The following is a 15,453-nucleotide window of genomic DNA, read 5'->3' on the forward strand; positions in this document are numbered from 1 at the left end:
GATGCGAGGGGTTATCCGATGACCGGAGTTACCCAGATATAGTGCATTCGATACACCATGACGGCGATGGCGAGGCAGGCCACACCCACAATCACGGTGCTCCAACGGCTGCGATCCAATAGTCCCCACAGTACCGCGAGGGCGGGCAAAAGAACCGCCGAAATCAGGTATGCGTAAAACTCCGGAACAAAGCCAAGATTCTGATTGCCGGTGGCGGGGGCCACGATGGCCACCACCAGCTGCACGATGATCAGCAGCTGCACGAGTGCCGCGCCGCCGAGGGTCAGGTCGCTGGGTTTGCGGCCGATCAGGCCCAGCACCACACACAGCACGCCCGCGAGTGTGGCCACACAGATCTGCAGGATGGTAAACCAGGCGATCACGACTGCGCGGGTCCTTCCGGGCTGTCCTCGGCCGCGGCATCGGTGGGGAAGTTCACGATGCAGCGGGCGGTTGTGGAGCCGGCCGAGACCAGCCCAATCAGGCGTCCCCCGGGGGCCAGCGCGGCGATCGGGCCCGAGGTCTCGGGGAAACCCTCCAGGCCGATCCTTTTGCCGTGGCCCAGGTCCACCGCGCGCTGGGCGTCGAGGGTGACCGTGGGGAAAAGCATCGCGGCGGCCGAGGCCGAGGCGATCAGCTGTTGCGCGGGGGCCAGGTCCTCAAGGCTCGCGGCATCGCCCACCATAAACGGCCCGATCCGCGTGCGCCGCAGCGCGCTGAGATGCCCGCCCACGCCCAGGCCCGCACCCAGATCGCGCGCGAGGGCACGAATATAGGTTCCGGTGGAGCATTCCACGCGCACATCGAGTTCGATCCGGTCCTCGCCGCGGCGCGTCTCCAGGACCTCAAAGGCGGAGATTGTGACCGGGCGGGATTTCAGTTCCACGGTCTCGCCCGCACGCACCCGGGCATAGGCGCGTTCGCCGTTGACCTTAATCGCGCTGACCGAGCTGGGAACCTGCAAAATATCGCCGCTGAGGGCGGTGATGCCCGCGGCAATCGCGGCCTCGGTGACCGCTGAAATCGCGGCGGGAGAGGCCACGGTGAGGGTCTCACCCTCGGCGTCATCGGTGGTGGTATCGGCGCCAAGCACAATCGTGGCCGTGTACTCCTTATCCAGGCCCACCACATAGGTGAGGAGGCGCGTGGCGGAGTTCAGCCCAAGAATCAGCAGGCCCGTGGCCATCGGGTCGAGGGTGCCGGCATGGCCCACCTTGCGGGTACCGGCCAGGCGGCGGGTGCGCGCCACCACATCATGACTTGTCATTCCGCCCGGTTTATCCACCAGGACGATTCCTGAACTCATCCGATTCTCCTCGCCTGAACGCTCAATTACCTATCCTCCCACAGGGAAATACCCGGCCATAACCGCCTAGGCTGGGAGGGATGACCTCCACCGACCTGTCCCGCCCCCTGATCGACTGGTTTGCGCAAAACGGCCGGCCCCTGCCCTGGCGCGAACCGGGTTTCCCCGCCTGGGGCACCCTGGTTTCCGAGTTTATGCTTCAGCAGACCCCGGTCGCGCGCGTCATTCCGCGCCTGGCCGAGTGGTTGGAGCGCTGGCCCACCCCCGCACACCTGGCCGCCGAGCCCTCGGGTGAGGCCGTGCGGGCCTGGTCCAATCTGGGCTATCCGCGGCGCGCACTCTGGCTGCACCGCGCGGCCGTGCAGATCGTGGAGGAACACGGCGGGCTTGTGCCGCGGGACGTGCCCACGCTGCTGGGGCTCACCGGGGTGGGCGACTATACGGCGCGGGCCGTGGCGGTTTTTGCCTTTGGCGACAGGCATCCGGTCGTTGATACCAATGGCCGACGTGTGATCGCGCGGGCAGTGCACGGCCAGGCCGAACCCGCGCCGCCCGCGGCCGCCCGCGACCTCGCCGATATGGAGGCGCTGCTGCCGGTGGATCGGGAGGAGGCCCGCGCGTTTAACGTGGCGATCATGGAGCTAGGTCAGGTGGTGTGTACCGCGCGTTCCCCGCTCTGCGAGGAGTGCCCGCTGCGCGCGCAGTGCGCGTGGAAGCTCGCGGGTTCCCCCGAATATTTTGGCCCGAAAAAAACCGTGCAGGCCACGTTTGCCGGCAGCGATCGGCAGGTGCGCGGGCTCATCCTGCGCGAGCTGCGCGCCGCGCATATCCCGGTAACCGAGGCCGAGATCGAGGGGGTCTGGCCCGAGAGCGCCCAGCGCGAGCGGGCGCTGGCCGGGCTGCTGGGCGATGGCCTCGCGGTGGCCGTGGACGGCGGCTATACGCTGCCCTAACCCGGCCGGATTCGCGGCTAAACTGGGGGAATGAGCGATTCAACCCCGTCCCCCGAATTCACCCCCGAGGACTCCTTCGAGGAGTTTTTGCCGGAGGAGGCCCAGGCCGCATTTAACGTGGTCTCCGATTCCGAGCCGGAGCTCGCCGTGGAGGGTGTGCTGCCGCCGCTCTTTGTGGCCGAATACCTGTATACGGAAGACCTCGAGGCCACCCTCGCCGCGCACCGTCCCGAGGAGGGCCTGGAGCTCAGCGGCGCCGAGAAGGTTCCCGGCTGGTTCTTCCAGGTCACCGCCAATGAGAGTGTGCTCTCCGAGGATGCCGAGATTTCCTTCGCCGAGGATATCGAATATGTCACGGTGTTTAACGGCGCCGATGAGGACTCCCTGGCCGCCGCGGTGGCCCAGGTGATCCAGGCCCTGATCGGCGAGATCGGCCCGCGCGCCACCGAGTTTATTGCGCACAGCATCTCGGGCTCGGTGCAGGAGTTTGACCGCCAATTCGCGGGGGCCTTTGACCTGCGCGTGGGTGCGCCCGAGCTGCTGGCCGAATAGCCCGCCGCCGCGGGCCGGCGGGCCTAGAGAATCCGCCGGTCCACGGCCCAGCGCGTGAGCTCATGGCGATTGGAGAGTTGCAGCTTGCGCAGCACCGAGGACACGTGCGATTCCACGGTTTTAATCGAGATAAAGAGGTCGGCGGCGACCTCCTTATAGCTATAGCCGCGGGCGATCAGCCGCATCACCTCCAGTTCGCGCGCCGAGAGCTTATCCAGCTCATCGTCCACCTGGGCCACCGCGGCGGTGCCAAAGGCATCCAGTACAAAGCCGGCCAGGCGCGGCGAAAATGCCGCATCCCCCGCGGCCACGCGGCGCACGGCATCGGAGATTTCCGCGCCCGAGATGGTTTTGGTGACATAGCCGCGCGCGCCCGCCCGGATCACGGTGACCACGTCCTCGGCGGCATCCGAGACGCTGAGCGCGAGGAAGCGGGTCTCGCCCAGCAGCGCGGCGCAGCCCGCGATCACCTCGGCGCCGCCTCCCCCGCGGCCGCCCGGCAGGTGCACGTCCAGGAGCACCACGGCGGGCCGATGCTCGTGGATCGCGGCGATGGCCTGCTCCACGGTGGCCGCCTCGGCCACCACGTCGATATCGGCGTCGAGGTCGGAGCGCAGGCCCGAGCGGAAGATGGCGTGGTCATCCACCACCACAACGCGCAGCGCGGGGGTGGGGGACGCGGTATTCATACTCATGGCTGGGCTGTTGCCTCCTCGGCATAGGTCATGATCAGCGCAACCTCGGTGCCGTTTCCGGTATTGCGAATGCGGGCGGAGCCGCCGTGGCGTTCCATCCGCCCGATGAGTGATTCTCGCACACCCAGCCGGTCGGCCGGGATCGTGTCCGGATCAAAGCCCGGACCGCGGTCGCGAATAAATAGTTCCGCGCGGCCGGGGGTGCACTCCAGATATACGGAGATCGGGCCCCCCGCATGCCGCGCGGCATTCTGGATGGCCTCGCGCGCGGCCTGGAGCAGCGGGTCCAAGCGCTCGTTCATATCGGCATCTCCCACCGTGACAAATTCCACGGGATGCCCGTGGGCGTCCTCGATCTCGGCCCCGATGCGGCGCAGGAGATCGGCGAGCTTGCCGGTATTATGCTCCCGGTCGCGATGCAGCCACTCGCGCAGCTCGCGCTCCTGGGCGCGCGCCAGGCGCAATACATCGGATTCGTTCGCGGCGCGATTTTGGATCAGGGCGAGGGTTTGCAGCACCGAATCGTGCAGGTGCGCCGCGATATCGGCGCGCTCGGCCTCGCGGGCGCGCGCCGAGCGCTCCCGACCCAGCTCGCGCCAGTATTTATAGGCCCACGGGGCCACCACGAGGGCCAGCCCGATCAGGATGGCGAGCGTGGCCAGGAGCGATTGCCACATCAGTTCAAAGCCGGTGAGCGCCCCCAGCAGGGAGAAGATTCCGATGGCCACCAGGGTGAGGCCACCCGCGAGGCGCAGGAAACCGAGGGAGCCCGTGCCGCGCGCGGCCATATCGCGGCGGGATTCATCCAGCTGGATCCAGGACAGCACGGCACCCGCGGCGATGGCCAGCAGCGGCACCCAGGTCTGCCAGGAAATATTAACGCCGAGCAGCTGGAGCACCACGGCCAGGCCGGCCAGCAGCAGGGCCGCGCCGATGGCAGCCTCGCGCAGGCCCGGGCGGGAGAACAGGCCGGCCCGGGGCGGGGTGGCGCGGGGCGGGGCCTCGGGATCGGGCCCCGGGCCCGCGGTTGCGCCCGCGGGGGCCTTCGCCGCGGGCTCGGCCGGAGCGGCGCCGGTTGCGGGGGGCCGCGGTGTCCCGGGCCGCGTCGCGAGCCACGGGGCCACGTTGCGGGCAAAGTTTTCGGCGACATTTCGCGGGTCAAATGAGCGACTCTCCTCGCGCTGCGCATCCTCGGCGCTGGGAACCAGGAGCCAGAGCCAGGCGTAGAGGATCGCGCCCGCACCGCCGAAGAGGATTCCCGCGGCCATGATCACCCGCACCGTGCCCACGCGCATCCCCAGGTGTTGGGCGAGGCCCGCGCAGACACCCGCGATGACGCGGTCGGCGGAGCGAATAAGGGGAGGGCGCATGACTCCATATAAGCACGGGTGGCCACCCCCGGGGTCCCCCGGAGCATAACCTCGGGGTAGGTTCAGGGTGGACCCCGATGGTGGCCGGGTCTGGCCGAGTGACAGGATCGAGTTATGACAGAAAACAGTAGCGGCGGCCAGGGCCCCGCCCCGCAGGCTCCGCAGAACTTCCTGAGCTGGGTGCGCGGCCTGGGTATCGTCCGCGGCGAGGACCGCTGGGTGGCCGGTGTGGCCGCGGGAATCGCCACCCGCACGGGCCTGGATCCGCTCCTGGTGCGCGGAATCCTCGTGGTACTCACCATGTTCTCCGGCCTCGGCCTGGTGTTTTATGGCCTCGCCTGGGCCCTGCTGCCCGCGCGCGATGGCCGCATCGCCGTGGAGGAGGTGGGCCGCGGACACTGGTCCGGGGGCATGACCGGCGCCACGATCACCGTGCTGCTGGGCCTGATGCCTCGGTTCTTTGACTGGTCCGGAAACCGCTATGGCCTGGGCTCGCTGCTGTGGACCATGATCGGGATCGGCGCGATTGTGCTGGTGATCTGGATGATTATTCGCTCGGCCCGGGGCCGCTCCACAACCCCTCCTTCTTCCGGCGCCCCCTATGGTTATGCGCCGGGCTATACCCCGCCGGGCGCGCCCGCCCCCGGATTCCCCCCGGCCGCGCCCGCCGCCGGTGCCCCGGGAGGCGCGGGCTATCCCGCAGCCCCGTTTGCCCCGGCCGCTCCCGAGGCCCCGCACGCCTCCGCCCCCGCGGGCGGTGAGACGATCCCCGAACCCTCCCCCGAGGCCGACACGGAGGCCCCCGCGGAGGCCGCCACGGAGGCGGCGAGCGCCCCCGGTCCCGGGTCGGAGCCCGCGGAGCACACGGCGATCATCGAGCCCGCTCCGGGCGATACCACCGCCTATCCCACCACCGCACTTCCCCACGCCTTCGGCTCCACCGCCCCCACGGAGGCCTATCCCCCGTCCGGTTTTATCGGCGCTGCGCCGAGCATGCCGCCGGGGTCCGTTCCGCCCGCGGGCCCGGGCCTTCCCGTTTCCGCGACCGCGGCCCCCTATGCCCCGCCGCGCAAGCCGCGCCGCCGCACCGCCTCGGGCGGCGCGATTATCCTGATCCTGGGAGCGGCCCTGCTTGCGGGCGGAACCATGGTGGCCCTGGACTTTACCGGCGTCCTCGACCTCGGACGCAATACCGTTCCGGCCGCGATCGCGAGTGCCCTGGCGATTCTCGCGCTGGGCATCATCGGCCTGGGCCTGTCCGGCCGCCGCTCCGGTTTTCTCGGCTTTGCCGCCACGGTCGCGATTATCGCCTGCCTGTTCACGGGCATGAACGGCCAGCAGGCGCGCTGGGGTGTGGTGAGCCAGCCCTCGTTTAGCGAGACCACGGTGGAGGGGGCGCAGCGGGGCTATTCCTTTATCGCCGCCGATGGCACCGTGGACCTGAGTGCCCTGCGCGTGTCCCGCCGCGATATCCCCGTGGAGGTGCCCGTGACCTCGGTGATGTCCGATGTCACCGTGATCGTGCCGCGCTCCCTGACCGTAAAGGTGGAATCGCGGGTGCTCCTCGGCCGCAGCCTGCAGGAGAACTCACTGCTCGCCGAGGGGGGCCGCACGCCCGATCTGATCCTCACGCTCAGCGGCACCATGAGCTCCATCACCGTTACCGATAAGCACGAGGACTAATACCATGAGCACCGAATATCGCACCGGGCCCAGCGCCCCGACCATCGTCTGGGGCCTGATCGCCCTCACCGTGTCCCTCCTGGTCCTCTCGCGGCTGATCTGGGGGATCTCCTTTGACCCAACCCAGGTGGTCATCGCCGTGTTGCTCGGCTCGGGCGCGCTCCTCCTCATCGCCGGCAGTATCACGCTGCTGCGCGGCTCCCACCGAAAGGACTCCACCGATGAATCGCTTCTATGACACGCTTCGCCGCTCCCCCATTCGCCGCGGTCCCTCCCGGGTATTTGGTGGTCTTTGCGGGGGAATCGCCGAAAAATTCGGGTGGAATCCCGCGGTGGTGCGCATTATCACGCTGATCCTGTTCCTCCTGCCCGTGATCGGGCTGGGGCTCTATCTGGTGCTCTGGCTGCTGATCCCGCTACAGAATGGCTCGATTATCCTGGAGCGGATAACGTCGTCAAATGGTCGAGATTAATCGTTGTTTGCGCGGATCTTGGTAGGTTGGGACTCATCTTTGTGACCGCCAACCGATCGGATTTCCCGCATCATGACAGACACTCGCGTCCCCGCCCTCGATATTCGGGGGCTCGCCAAACGATTTGGTGACAAGATCGCCGTGAACGGCATCAATCTCTCCATCCCCAGCGGCTCGCTTTATGGCCTCGTGGGCCCCAATGGCGCCGGTAAAACCACCACGCTCTCGATGGCCACGGGCCTGCTGCGTCCCGAGTTTGGCCAGGCATTCATCTACGGCGTGGACGTCTGGGAGAACCCGCTTGAGGCCAAAAAGCTGGTGGGGATCCTCGCGGATGGGGTGAAGCTTTTTGACCGGCTGACCGGCGAGCAGCTGGTCACCTATAACGGCCTGCTCTCGGGCCTGGATGCCGAGACCGTGGCCCGGCGCACCACCGATCTGCTGACGCTGCTGGACCTGCACCAGGCCGGGAGCACCCTGGTGGTGGACTATTCCGCGGGTATGACCAAAAAGATCGCGCTGGCCTGCGCCCTGATCCACGCCCCGCGCCTGCTGGTGCTGGACGAGCCGTTTGAATCGGTGGATCCCATTTCCGCGGCCAATATCCGCGATATTTTGCAGGGCTATGTGCGCGGAGGCGGCACCGTGATCGTCTCCAGCCACTCGATGGATCTTGTGCAGCGCATGTGTGACCACGTGGCCGTGATCGCCGCGGGCCAGGTGCTCGCCGCGGGCACGGTGGATCAGGTGCGCGGCGAGTCCACGCTTGAGGATCGTTTTGTCCAGCTTGTGGGCGGCCGCCACCACCAGGAGGGTCCCGCATGGCTCAGCCACTCCTAGGCCTCGCCGAGGCCCCGGTCGCCGCGGGTGTCCGCACGAGCCCCGCGGGCATGGTGCGGGTGCTCGTGAGGCTGCGCTTCCGGGTCATGATCAATACGCTGATGCGGCATAAATGGCAGCTGGTGGGGGCCATCATCGGCGCGCTCTATGGCCTCGGCCTGCTCACCGGCGCGGTGATTGGCCTCTTTGCGCTCTCGCTGGCCGATTATGAGCTGGCCCGCACCGCGCTGATCATTGCCGGTTCGGTGCTGATCCTGGGCTGGATCATCGGCCCGATTGTGTCCTCGGGTATGGATCGCACGCTCGATCCGGCCCGCCTGATGACGTTCCCGATGCGCCCCGAGACCCTGATGACCGGCATCGCCGCCGCGAGCCTGCTGGGCATCCCCGGCATCATTACGTTCCTGCTCTCGCTGACCACGGCGGGCACGTGGCTGCACTATCCGGTCGCGGCCATTGCCGCGGTCCTGCTGGCGCCCGTGGCCGCCATGACGTGTGTGCTGGCCTGCCAGCTGGCCACCACGGCGCTATCGCGGCTCGCCGCGAACCGCCGCTTCCGGGAGATCATCGCGGGCGTGCTGATTGTGCTGCTCGTCCTGCTCGGCCCGATCCTCTCCGGGGTGACCTCGGGCTTTATGAGCCTGGCCGAGGCGCTTCCGGGCCTCGCGAACGTGCTGTCCTGGACCCCGCTGGGCGCCGTCTGGGCCGTGCCGGCCGAGATCGCCGGGGGCCATTGGGGGCCGGCCGGTCTAAAGCTGCTGATCGCCCTGGCCACGCTTGCCTTGCTCTTCCTGGCCTGGCGTCCGCTCTTCCTGACCAATATCGGCAGCAGCAACGAGGGCTCGCGCACCACTGTGCGCAGCGGCACGGGCTGGTTCCGGCATTTCCCGGCCACCCCGCGCGGGGCCATCGCGGCGCGCGCACTCACCTATTGGCTGCGCGATCCGCGCTATTTGCAGAGCCTGATTGTGGTGCTGGTATTCCCGGTGATGTTTGCATTCCTGGCGCACACCACCGAACTGCCGATCCTGCTTCCCGGATCCACCGTGATCCTCGCGATGCTGCTCGCGCTCAGCACGTTCACCGATGTGTCCTATGACGGCACCGCGTTTTCCACCCATGTGATGCGCGGTGTGCGCGGCATCGACGACCGGCTGGGCCGAATCTGGGCCAATGCGCTGGTCACGGTGGGGCCGGTGCTGGTTATCGCGGTGGTCACCACGGCCATCGTGGGCCGCTGGGATCAGCTCCCCACCCTGCTGGGGCTCTGCGCGGCGGTGACGCTGGGCGGCTTTGGGGTGTCCTCGGTCTGTTCGGCGATCTTTGTGATGCCGGTGCCGCAGTCCGGGGAGAACCCGTTTGCCTCCAAGCCCGGCGCGGGCATGCTGAGCATGGTGGGCATGCTCGGCTCCTATGGGGCGTTGCTGGTGATCTCGCTGCCCGCGATCGCCTGTGCCATCATCGCCGGAATCACGGTTCAGCCGCTGTGGGCCTGGCTCACCCTGCTGGTGGGTGTGCTCGGCGGCGCGCTGTTCTTCTGGATCGGGGTTCGCTGGGGCGCGCGGATCTTTGACCGGCGCGCACCCGATCTGCTCGCCAAGGTCATGGTGCAGGGCTCCTAACCCCGCTCCCCGTCCCGCGGCCCGGATATCTCCCCCACGGGGTCATATCCGGGCCGCGGTGTGTTAACCGGCCCCCGCGCAACGGGGCATACCCGTGGCGGAAGGCCAGGTAATCACCGCGACGATCATAGAAGCTTCATTATCCGCTCGAAAAAATCTTGGTCGTGTTGAGATCCCCTGGGGCATTCACCGTCACAGCAGGGCTCACCCATGGGGAGAACATCTCTCCCTCCTCACGGAGAAATCCTTCGACGCCCTGTGTGATCCCAGCTACGTCCAACCTAAGTTGGATATCCGTGGGCATGTTTTCTTGAATGCGCTCGGCAGGCTTGCGATCTCTAGTGTTCATATCAATGAGAATTTCTCCCACGGTATGAGAGTGCTTGGCGGATGTGAAATTATTCTGCGGGCTGCTATCGTGACCAACTTTTTGCAATCACCTATGCGTTGAGCGAGGCAATTTCCCACTCTCGCCCATCGCATTCTCTCCGTGAAGAAAACCGTTTTAACGGACTAACCGAATACCTAAATCCAGGCTGGTGTGAGGCGCCTGATCTGCCCTCGTCTAGTCCTAGCGTGCGAGCCTCGAAATGAGGTCTAATCCCGGGACAATAATCCCTGGACATGATCTCGAAGAGAGAGCAATTCGCTATCCGTGGGATTGCTGTGCGCAAAGCGCAGCAGTCCTCGGCAGGCAAGCCCCGCATCGGTAAGGTCCCCCGCGAGGAGAAAATCACGCAACTCGGCAAAGGGGAGAATACCGATCCTTCCCCTCTCCGAGGCATCCCAGTGTGGTTCGGCTACGCGACGGGCATCGGCAACGATCAGCAGATGTTTTCTCCGTGAAGAATTCGCCGCCCACCACTCCCCGCCGGCATCAAAAAATGTGTGTGACTCAAATCCGGTTTCCTCCCGAAGTTCGCGCAGGCCCGCCTGTACCGGCCGCTCCCCCGAGTTGAGATAGCCTCCCGGGAGCTCTTGAAGGATGCGTTCGGGACCGGCTCGAAACTGCTCAAAAATAATGAAACTATGATCCCCCGGGGTAAACGCGAGTACGGCAACCGAGTCCGCCCCCGCGATAATGTCCCAGTCGGACAGGGTCGAATCGGGCTCCCTATAGGTATCGCGGCGGATCGTGACGTATCCCTCATAGGCGGATACCGACGAGGTCTTCTTCCAGGACTCAACAAACGCCATGATGCTCCCTCTCAAGATATGAGGCTGTGTACTTCAGACCGCCGCGGATCCTCAACAACGGAACCCGAGCAAAGTGCCATTTTTTGATGTCGTGGCGAACCGTCCTGTTGAGTTATCGATAAGAGCACTCCCCAAATAGAAATTGGATCGCATGCGGTGAATTATTGGATTTCCCATTGCTGCCCTTCTCATACGCGGAGGTCAAATGGTGCCGAAGCTCTAGCTCCCGGCGGCGGCCTCGGGCCAAATTTCACGATCCCGGCGTTGATCCGGAAAAACAGGCGATAGTATTCGGCTTGCTTGGCCCACTGAACCGGGCCCTGACGTGCGCTGGTACGTCCATGCTGAGGCGTCCTTGCCAATGCGGGAGGCGTGTTTTCCGACGCGCCTGCGAGTCAATTAGGGCATCGAGTCGTTAGGCCCTCGCGGGTGGGAACCTCACCTTTTATAGGTTTCACATATGGTATTTCTCTCCTTTTGCGCTTTCCGGAGTGTGCCCGTTTGGATGGGGTCCAAAACTACCGCGTGGAGTCAAATTAGCACCACAGACGTGGCCGAAATAGCCCGGCTCACTGTCGCTCATTCGCTCAGTAATCAGCTCAAATACACAGGGGTTCGAACTTGTTTTATAACCTCATAATGCACTGCCTGGACTGGAACATGCGCCCACGAAACACGTCCCAGAAACCGCCGGCCATGTCCAATCACTCGGAGATAAAAAATCCGCCCCACCGTAAACGGTGGGGCGGATTTCTCGGTGGGGTGACAAACGCTAGTTCGTCTCCTCATCTTCCACGATCTCGCGGGGCTTCACATAGGGATCGGCGTCGCCGGCATACTGCGCGCCGGCGGCCTGCGAGCTGGTATCGGCATCGCGCTCGGCGGCCTCCTTCAGCAGCGACTCGATGTGCATTGCGTTCTCGGGGATGCCGTCGGGGATGAACTCCAGGCTCGGGGTCAGCCGCGAGTTGATATTGCGGCCCACCTCGGTGCGGAGCATACCCTTGGCACGCTCGAGGGCCTTGGCGCTATCCGCGCGCTCCTCATCGGTGCCATAAACGGTATAAAAAATCGATGCGTGCTGGAGGTCGCCGGTCACCTGCACATCGGTGATGGTGACAAAGCCCAGGCGCTGATCGCGCAGACCCTTATCGAGGCGCTTCGCGATGACCTCTTTGATACGGTCGGCGAGCTTCTTCGCGCGGGGGTTAGCCATGTTGTTCTCCTGCCTCTCGACCGCGGGCGCGGACGATCCTTAACAGTCTAGGGCCGGGTGGGCATCGCCGCGGAATCCCCGCGGGCGCGTATCGTGCGCCGCTGGCGAACTCCGCCCGGAATCGCTCTCCGGGGCACCGCCCTGCCCCGGTAGTGGGCCGGCACGCGGGCGACGCTGGGGCGGCACCGGCCAATGCGAAAGGGCGGGCCGCCCCGGAAATTCCGGAACGGCCCGCCCCTCAGACGTGGATCAACCCTGCTTAGACGCGGGGCTTTTCCTTCATCTCGGTGGTCTCAATCTCATCACCGATCTGAATGTCGTTGAACTTGCCCAGGCCGATACCGGCCTCGAAGTCCGTGCGGACCTCGGTGACATCGTCCTTGAAGCGACGCAGCGACTCGATAGCGAGGTTGTCTCCCACCACAACGCCGTCGCGAATAACGCGGGCGCGGGCGTTTCGGGTGATCGTACCCGAGCGAACGATAACACCGGCGATGTTTCCGAACTTGGAGGAACGGAAGACCTCGCGGATCTCGGCCACACCGGACTGAACCTCTTCGTACTCGGGCTTGAGCATTCCCTTGAGGGAGTTCTCAACATCTTCCAGAGCGGAGTAGATGACCGAGTAGAACCGGATGTCCACACCCTCACGAGCCGCACGTTCGCGCGCCTTCGTATCGGGGCGGACGTTGAATCCGATGATGATGGCGTTATCGATGGTGGCGAGGTTCACATCGGACTCGGTCACCGCACCCACACCGCGGTGGATGATGCGCAGCTGCACGCTGTCATCAACCTCGATCTTCAGCAGCGACTCTTCCAGGGCCTCAACGGCACCCGAAACGTCACCCTTGATGATGAGGTTAAGCGACTCAACCTTGCCCTCTTCGAGTGCGCGGGTGAAGTCTTCCAGGCTGATGCGCTTGCGAGCCTTGGCCAGCTGGGCGTTACGCTCGGCAGCCTCACGCTTCTCGGCGATCTGACGCGCGGTGCGGTCCTCCTCGGTAACGAGGAAGGTATCACCGGCGCGGGGAACGCTCGACAGACCCTGCACCTGCACGGGACGCGACGGTCCGGCCTCGGTCACGGCATTGCCGTTCTCATCGGCCATGGCACGCACGCGGCCATAGGCGGTACCGGCGACGATGGCGTCTCCGACGCGGAGGGTACCGGACTGGATCAGCACGGTAGCAACCGCACCGCGACCCTTATCCAGCTTGGCCTCGATGGCCACACCGCGGGCGTCCTTATCCGGGTTGGCCCGCAGGTCCAGGCCGGCATCGGCGGTCAGGAGCACGGCGTCAAGGAGTTCCTTGATACCGATGTTCTTGCGAGCCGAGACGTCCACAAACATGACCTCTCCACCGTATTCCTCGGCGAGCAGACCGTATTCGGTGAGCTGCTGACGAACCTTGCCGGAGTTGGCGCCGTCCTTATCGATCTTATTTACCGCGACCACGATCGGCACATTGGCCGCCTGGGCGTGGTTCAGGGCCTCAACCGTCTGCGGCATGATGCCGTCATCGGCCGCGACCACGAGGATCGCGATATCGGTGACCTGTGCACCACGGGCACGCATGGCGGTGAACGCCTCGTGACCGGGGGTATCGATGAACGTGATCTTACGATCCACGCCCTCGTGCTGGGCCACCACCTGATAGGCACCGATGTGCTGGGTGATGCCGCCGGCCTCGCCCGCTCCCACATCCGCGTTGCGGATGGCGTCGAGCAGGCTGGTCTTACCGTGGTCAACGTGACCCATGACCGTGACGACGGGCGGACGAGCCACCAGCATCTCCTCGGTCTCGTTCTCCAGCTCGGCGTCGAGGTCGATATCGAAGCCGTCAAGCAGCTCGCGATCCTCGTCCTCGGGCGAAACCATCTGAATCTTATAGCCGAGCTCGGAACCCAGCACCTCAAACGTGGCCTCGTCCAGCGACTCGGTGGCCGTGGCCATCTCGCCGAGGTGGAACAGGACCGTTACGAGGTTTCCGGGCTGAACCTGGAAACCGGTGAGGTTCTCAATCTTGTCCGCGAAGTCCGCAATGGACGCGCCGCGACGCAGGCGGATGACGGTCGAGCCGTCGCCACGGGGAACGCTGACGCCGCCGAGCGACGGGGCTTCCCGCAGCTCAAACTCTTGCCGCTTCGTCCGCTTCGACTTACGAGACTTGCTCTTTCCGCCGCCACGACCGAAGGCTCCGGCGGTTCCACCACCGGGTCCACGACCGCGTCCTCCACCACCGGGACGGGGGCCGCTAAAGCCTCCACCGGGACGGGCGAATCCACCGGCCGCGGGTGCTCCGGGAGCACCACCGGGACGCTGGAAACCGCCACCGGCTGCGCCACCGGGACGACCCGGGGCTCCGGCGCCACCGGGGCGCTGGAAGCCGCCACGACCGGCGCCACCCGCGGGACGCGGGGCTCCGGGACGGGGCGAACCGGGACGGGGTGCCTGCGGGCGCGGGGCCTGCGGACGGGGAATATTGCCGGGGCTGGGGCGCTGGCCCATGCCCTGCGAGGACGCAAACGGGTTATTACCCGGACGCGGTGCACCCGCGGGACGCTGGCCCATGCCCTGCGAGGAGGCAAAGGGGTTATTGCCGGGGCGGGGTGCGCCGGGCTTTACCGCTGCCGGCGACGGTGCGCCGGGGGTAGCGGGTGCGGGCTTCTCGGCGGCGGGAGCCTCCGGGGTGGCCTTGGCGGCGGGAGCCTTGGGGGCTGCCGGTGCCGCCTTGGGTGCCGGGGCGGCCTTTGCCGCGGGAGCGGCGGGGGCCGGGGCCGCCGCGGCCGCGGGTGCGGCCTTCTCGGCGGGCTTGGCCGCGGGCTTTGCGGCCGCGGGCTTCGCACCGGGCTTCGCGGCCGAGGGTGCGGGGGCCGCGGGAGCGGCACCCGGGGTGGCCTTGGCGGCGGGCTTGGCGTCCGCGGCCGGGGCTGCTGCCTCGGCGGGAGCCGAACCGGCGCCATCGGCGATGAGTGCGCTGCGGAGCTTGCGCACTACGGGGGGTTCAATGGTGGACGACGGCGACTTTACAAATTCGCCGAGTTCCTTCAATTTTGCAAGGGCTACCTTGCTGTCGACACCGAGCTCTGCTGCGATCTCGTGTACGCGCTGTTTTACAGCCACTTCTCTCCTGTCTGGGCCTACCCAGACAGTGTGGGTAGACCGTTAGTAACGGACGGGTCTCATTTCGAGCCGCTCATTAGTTGTCCATTAGCCGTTCAGCCTGTTCTCTAGGGTTTGTACGTCCAGTGTGCCGCTATATCGAAGCGCGCGCCCAAAAGCTCGACGCTTCACCGCGTTACTGAAACACTGCGATGTTGGATGCAACCACGCCCCGCGTCCGGAAAGAGAGGCGGTCTCATCAACCACCAGCTCATTTTCTCGGAGCACAACCCTCAACAGGGAGGATCGTGAGGCGCGAACGCGGCATCCAACGCACGTTCTAACGGGTTCCATCTTACCCCCTTTAGGAAGCTTCGCCATTCGAGACGGTTTCAGGCAGGGAAATTCCGCGGCGGTCATGGACGGACCGCCGCGGAATA

Annotated in this window: 15 protein-coding genes; 7 read left to right on the forward strand and 8 right to left on the reverse strand. The window is 66.0% G+C overall.

The features are described from left to right. Positions 1–11 precede the first annotated feature (11 nt). Positions 12–383 (reverse strand): hypothetical protein, encoded by a 372-nt coding sequence (locus tag KXZ72_RS05430; RefSeq protein WP_226082775.1) that lies wholly within the window; start codon positions 381–383, stop codon positions 12–14. Continuing rightward, the gene (truB, locus tag KXZ72_RS05435) at positions 380–1,306 is read right to left on the reverse strand and encodes a tRNA pseudouridine(55) synthase TruB (protein WP_226082776.1); all 927 of its coding nucleotides are present in this window, start codon (positions 1,304–1,306) and stop codon (positions 380–382) included. The genes KXZ72_RS05430 and truB overlap by 4 nt, the downstream gene beginning before the upstream one ends. Before the next feature lie 80 nt (positions 1,307–1,386). Between truB and KXZ72_RS05440 the strand changes: the two genes are divergently transcribed. Both KXZ72_RS05440 and KXZ72_RS05445 read left to right on the forward strand, forming a co-directional pair. Beyond that, entirely contained in the window at positions 1,387–2,259 is an 873-nt protein-coding gene (locus KXZ72_RS05440) for an HhH-GPD family protein (protein WP_226082777.1), read from the forward strand. 30 nt (positions 2,260–2,289) lie between these two features. Then, positions 2,290–2,811 carry a hypothetical protein gene (locus KXZ72_RS05445; protein ID WP_226082779.1) on the forward strand — a complete coding sequence of 174 codons (522 nt, stop codon included), beginning with the start codon at positions 2,290–2,292 and terminating at the stop codon, positions 2,809–2,811. A 23-nt stretch (positions 2,812–2,834) separates the two neighbouring features. On the opposite strand, the gene KXZ72_RS05450 is transcribed toward KXZ72_RS05445, so the two are convergent. Continuing rightward, a complete protein-coding gene (locus KXZ72_RS05450) occupies positions 2,835–3,506 on the reverse strand; it encodes a LuxR C-terminal-related transcriptional regulator (protein WP_404823668.1) in 672 nt (223 codons plus the stop codon). Continuing rightward, on the reverse strand, positions 3,503–4,876 hold the full coding sequence (locus KXZ72_RS05455) for an ATP-binding protein (RefSeq protein WP_226082781.1): 1,374 nt from the start codon (positions 4,874–4,876) through the stop codon (positions 3,503–3,505). Before KXZ72_RS05455 ends, KXZ72_RS05450 begins: the two co-directional genes overlap by 4 nt. Before the next feature lie 114 nt (positions 4,877–4,990). Here KXZ72_RS05455 and KXZ72_RS05460 point away from each other — a divergent pair, with 114 nt between their 5' ends. From KXZ72_RS05460 to KXZ72_RS05480, 5 genes are all read left to right on the forward strand, one after another. Continuing rightward, positions 4,991–6,559: a PspC domain-containing protein gene (locus tag KXZ72_RS05460; RefSeq protein WP_226082782.1), complete on the forward strand. Its 1,569-nt coding sequence runs from the start codon at positions 4,991–4,993 to the stop codon at positions 6,557–6,559. A gap of 4 nt (positions 6,560–6,563) precedes the next feature. Then, a complete protein-coding gene (locus KXZ72_RS05465) occupies positions 6,564–6,797 on the forward strand; it encodes a hypothetical protein (protein WP_226082784.1) in 234 nt (77 codons plus the stop codon). After that, positions 6,781–7,032, forward strand: coding sequence for a PspC domain-containing protein (locus tag KXZ72_RS05470; protein ID WP_226082786.1), 252 nt, complete (start codon positions 6,781–6,783; stop codon positions 7,030–7,032). Before KXZ72_RS05465 ends, KXZ72_RS05470 begins: the two co-directional genes overlap by 17 nt. 72 nt (positions 7,033–7,104) lie before the next feature. Next, on the forward strand, positions 7,105–7,872 hold the full coding sequence (locus KXZ72_RS05475; protein ID WP_226082788.1) for an ABC transporter ATP-binding protein: 768 nt from the start codon (positions 7,105–7,107) through the stop codon (positions 7,870–7,872). Continuing rightward, positions 7,854–9,494 (forward strand): transporter, encoded by a 1,641-nt coding sequence (locus KXZ72_RS05480; protein WP_226082789.1) that lies wholly within the window; start codon positions 7,854–7,856, stop codon positions 9,492–9,494. Before KXZ72_RS05475 ends, KXZ72_RS05480 begins: the two co-directional genes overlap by 19 nt. Positions 9,495–10,091: 597 nt before the next feature. Here KXZ72_RS05480 and KXZ72_RS05485 read toward each other — a convergent pair. From KXZ72_RS05485 to KXZ72_RS05500, 4 genes are all read right to left on the reverse strand, one after another. Next, on the reverse strand, positions 10,092–10,691 hold the full coding sequence (locus tag KXZ72_RS05485) for an NUDIX hydrolase (RefSeq protein WP_226082790.1): 600 nt from the start codon (positions 10,689–10,691) through the stop codon (positions 10,092–10,094). A gap of 772 nt (positions 10,692–11,463) precedes the next feature. After that, positions 11,464–11,907 carry a 30S ribosome-binding factor RbfA gene (rbfA, locus tag KXZ72_RS05490; protein WP_226082791.1) on the reverse strand — a complete coding sequence of 148 codons (444 nt, stop codon included), beginning with the start codon at positions 11,905–11,907 and terminating at the stop codon, positions 11,464–11,466. Positions 11,908–12,166: 259 nt separating this feature from the next. Next, positions 12,167–15,034 carry a translation initiation factor IF-2 gene (infB, locus tag KXZ72_RS05495; protein ID WP_226082793.1) on the reverse strand — a complete coding sequence of 956 codons (2,868 nt, stop codon included), beginning with the start codon at positions 15,032–15,034 and terminating at the stop codon, positions 12,167–12,169. Positions 15,035–15,121: 87 nt separating this feature from the next. Further along, positions 15,122–15,433 carry a YlxR family protein gene (locus KXZ72_RS05500; protein ID WP_318999888.1) on the reverse strand — a complete coding sequence of 104 codons (312 nt, stop codon included), beginning with the start codon at positions 15,431–15,433 and terminating at the stop codon, positions 15,122–15,124. Between the last annotated feature and the right edge of the window lie 20 nt (positions 15,434–15,453).

Source organism: Mycetocola spongiae (assembly GCF_020424085.1).
GTDB classification, from domain to species: domain Bacteria; phylum Actinomycetota; class Actinomycetes; order Actinomycetales; family Microbacteriaceae; genus Mycetocola; species Mycetocola spongiae.

Coding starts and splice junctions, on each gene's coding strand:
- KXZ72_RS05485 (WP_226082790.1), bottom strand. CDS start 10,691: ATGGCGTTTGTTGAGTCCTGGAAGAAGACCTCGTCGGTATCCGCCTAT.
- KXZ72_RS05450 (WP_404823668.1), bottom strand. CDS start 3,506: ATGAGTATGAATACCGCGTCCCCCACCCCCGCGCTGCGCGTTGTGGTG.
- KXZ72_RS05465 (WP_226082784.1), top strand. CDS start 6,564: ATGAGCACCGAATATCGCACCGGGCCCAGCGCCCCGACCATCGTCTGG.
- truB (WP_226082776.1), bottom strand. CDS start 1,306: ATGAGTTCAGGAATCGTCCTGGTGGATAAACCGGGCGGAATGACAAGT.
- KXZ72_RS05480 (WP_226082789.1), top strand. CDS start 7,854: ATGGCTCAGCCACTCCTAGGCCTCGCCGAGGCCCCGGTCGCCGCGGGT.
- KXZ72_RS05455 (WP_226082781.1), bottom strand. CDS start 4,876: ATGCGCCCTCCCCTTATTCGCTCCGCCGACCGCGTCATCGCGGGTGTC.
- KXZ72_RS05460 (WP_226082782.1), top strand. CDS start 4,991: ATGACAGAAAACAGTAGCGGCGGCCAGGGCCCCGCCCCGCAGGCTCCG.
- KXZ72_RS05475 (WP_226082788.1), top strand. CDS start 7,105: ATGACAGACACTCGCGTCCCCGCCCTCGATATTCGGGGGCTCGCCAAA.
- KXZ72_RS05440 (WP_226082777.1), top strand. CDS start 1,387: ATGACCTCCACCGACCTGTCCCGCCCCCTGATCGACTGGTTTGCGCAA.
- KXZ72_RS05445 (WP_226082779.1), top strand. CDS start 2,290: ATGAGCGATTCAACCCCGTCCCCCGAATTCACCCCCGAGGACTCCTTC.
- KXZ72_RS05470 (WP_226082786.1), top strand. CDS start 6,781: ATGAATCGCTTCTATGACACGCTTCGCCGCTCCCCCATTCGCCGCGGT.
- rbfA (WP_226082791.1), bottom strand. CDS start 11,907: ATGGCTAACCCCCGCGCGAAGAAGCTCGCCGACCGTATCAAAGAGGTC.
- KXZ72_RS05500 (WP_318999888.1), bottom strand. CDS start 15,433: ATGACCGCCGCGGAATTTCCCTGCCTGAAACCGTCTCGAATGGCGAAG.